Below are 2177 nucleotides of genomic sequence, written 5' to 3'. Positions count from 1 at the left end.
ACCTTGTAGTCTTCAAGGGGTCTTACTTGTTTAAAACAATGGGATATCTTATCTTTGGGTCGGCTTCACGCTTAGATGCTTTCAGCGTTTATCCGATCCGTACGTAGTTGCCCAGCTATGCTCCTGGCGGAACAACTGGTGCGCCAGAGGTACGTCCGTCCCGGTCCTCTCGTACTAGGGACAGCTCCCATCAAATATCCTGCGCCCACGACAGATAGGGACCGAACTGTCTCACGACGTTCTGAACCCAGCTCGCGTACCGCTTTAATTGGCGAACAGCCAAACCCTTGGGACCGAATACAGCCCCAGGATGCGATGAGCCGACATCGAGGTGCCAAACCTCCCCGTCGATGTGGACTCTTGGGGGAGATCAGCCTGTTATCCCCAGGGTAACTTTTATCCGTTGAGCGATGGCATTTCCACTCACATACCACCGGATCACTAACTCCAACTTTCGTTACTGCTCGACCCGTCAGTCTCGCAGTTAGGCTCGCTTCTGCGTTTGCACTCTTTTGCTTGATTTCCGTTCAAGCTGAGCGAACCTTTGAACGCCTCCGTTACTTTTTAGGAGGCGACCGCCCCAGTCAAACTGCCCACCTAACAATGTCCCCCGACTCGATTCAGAGCCGCAGGTTAGAATTCCAATATCGCAAGGATGGTATCCCAACGGCCACTCCGCAGAAGCCAAAGCTCCTGTTTCCCTGTGTCCCATCTATCCTGTGCATGCAACATCGAAACCCAATATTAGGCTACAGTAAAGCTCCATGGGGTCTTTCCGTCTTGTCGCGGGTAACCGGCATCTTCACCGGTACTACAATTTCGCCGGGCGGGCTGTTGAGACAGTGCCCAAATCATTACGCCTTTCATGCGGGTCAGAACTTACCTGACAAGGAATTTCGCTACCTTAGGACCGTTATAGTTACGGCCGCCGTTCACTGGGGCTTCGATTCAATGCTTGCACATCTCCTCTTAACCTTCCAGCACCGGGCAGGCGTCAGCTCGTATACGTCATCTTTCGATTTAGCACAAACCTGTGTTTTTGGTAAACAGTTGCTTGGGCCGATTCTCTGCGGCTCCATCTCTGGAGCACCCCTTCTCCCGAAGTTACGGGGTCAATTTGCCGAGTTCCTTAACAACCCTTCTCCCGTTGGCCTTAGAATCTTCTTCCTACCTACCTGTGTCGGTTTGCGGTACGGGCACCTCAGAAATACACACAGCTTTTCTCGCCATCTTCCATCCCAGACTTCGGTACTAACTTCCCTCGATCTCTACCGGAACCAACACCCGGCTCTGAGACTTCAAATGTGTCCCTGTGCTTAACTCTTTTGGTGGTGACGGAATCTCTACCGTCTGTGCATCGGCTACGCCTTCCGGCCTCACCTTAGCTCCCGACTAACTTGGAGCGGACGAACCTTCCTCCAAAAACCTGAGGCTTTCGGCCATGCAGATTCTCACTGCATTCGCGCTACTCATTCCGGCATTCTCACTTCTATACACTCCACAGCCGCTTACGCTACTGTTTCTCCGCGTATACAACGCTCCCCTACCCAATCCATTACTGGATTGCCTAAGCTTCGGTGTCAGGTTTAGCCCCGTTAAATTCTCCGCGCAAAGACGCTCGACCAGTGAGCTATTACGCACTCTTTGAATGAGTGGCTGCTTCTGAGCCAACATCCTGGTTGTCTGCGTATCTTCACATCGTTTTCCACTTAACCTGACTTTGGGACCTTAGCTGTAGATCTGGGCTGTTTCCCTTTTGACAATGACATTTATCTGACACTGTCTGACTCCCAAGCATCAATACTCTGGCATTCTGAGTTTGATAAGCTTCGCTAACCTCTCGGCCGCTAGGCTATTCAGTGCTTTACCTCCAGGTATCTAACTTGAGGCTAGTCCTAAAACTATTTCGGGGAGAACCAGCTATCTCCGGGTTCGATTGGAATTTCTCCGCTACCCACAGTTCATCCGCCGCCTTTTCAACGGAGGTCGGTTCGGTCCTCCATGGAATTTTACTTCCACTTCAACCTGACCATGGGTAGGTCACCCGGTTTCGGGCCCATTATATGCAACTTAACGCCCTTTTCAAACTCGCTTTCGCTTCGGCTCCAGACCTTAAGTCCTTAACCTTGCTGCATACAATCGCTCGCCGGACCGTTCTACAAAAAGTACCCTATCAC

At 51.5% G+C, this 2177-nt stretch carries 1 rRNA gene; it reads right to left on the bottom strand.

Going from position 1 to position 2177, the window contains the following annotated elements:
* Positions 1-2177: ribosomal RNA gene (locus LKD23_RS12750) — 23S ribosomal RNA — on the bottom strand; the annotation flags it as partial.

The organism is Faecalibacterium butyricigenerans (genome assembly GCF_020687345.1).
Lineage (GTDB): Bacteria > Bacillota > Clostridia > Oscillospirales > Ruminococcaceae > Faecalibacterium > Faecalibacterium butyricigenerans.
Note: the sequence above shows the minus strand (reverse complement) of the source record. Positions and strands in the feature narration are given on the sequence as shown.